General features: G+C 44.9%; 1 protein-coding gene and 1 pseudogene. One reads left to right on the forward strand and one right to left on the reverse strand.

Annotated features, from left to right (window positions below; all coding sequences use genetic code 11):
* A partial coding sequence (locus ACWHAR_RS27745) for an L-rhamnose isomerase (protein ID WP_452088523.1) occupies positions 1–383 on the forward strand: 383 nt, incomplete at its 5' end.
* Between the two features lie 40 nt (positions 384–423).
* On the opposite strand, the pseudogene iolU reads toward ACWHAR_RS27745, so the two are convergent.
* A pseudogene (gene iolU / locus ACWHAR_RS27750) lies at positions 424–680 on the reverse strand (scyllo-inositol 2-dehydrogenase); the annotation flags it as partial.

Raw genomic sequence — 680 nt, forward strand, 5'->3', positions numbered from 1 at the left:
TGGTTTTGGATGATGAATTGAGAGAAATCGCTCTTGAAATTGTACGAAATCATGCTCTTGAGAAGGTCGCCATCGGTCTGGATTTTTTCGATGCCAGCATTAACCGTGTAGCCGCCTGGACCATCGGAACGAGAAATATGATCAAAGCTTTATTGTATGCCCTGCTTCTCCCGAACGGATATTTAAAACAATTGCAGGAAGAGGGCCGCTATACAGAAAGGCTGGCCCTGATGGAGGAATTCAAAACATATCCTTTCGGAGCCATCTGGGATTCCTACTGTGAGCAAATGGGCGTTCCGGTAAAAGAGGCATGGCTTCATGACATCAAAGAATATGAGCAACAGGTGCTTTTAAAAAGGAAGGCATCTTCTCCGATTGTCTAATAAAAAATCCGCCGCGGCATTTGCACGCGTGCGGATTTTTTTAAGCTTGATCAGCAGGGTATACAATTCCCATTTGCTTTCTTGCTTCCTCCATAATTTTTGCGGTGGTCAAAGACCGTTCAAATGTATTTTCTTCAGATTCCAGCTTATTCTCTTTTATAAGCGTGACAAATTCTTCTGCTTCATAGAACATCGCCGGTTTAGGATCAGGGATCGCGATGTTTTCAAGGCGGCCGTCCCGGTAGCGGATTTCAACACGTTCAGGCCGGTGAATCGTATCGATTACAATCGTCCCGT

The sequence above is a fragment of the Bacillus sp. LR--39 genome (assembly GCF_053613335.1).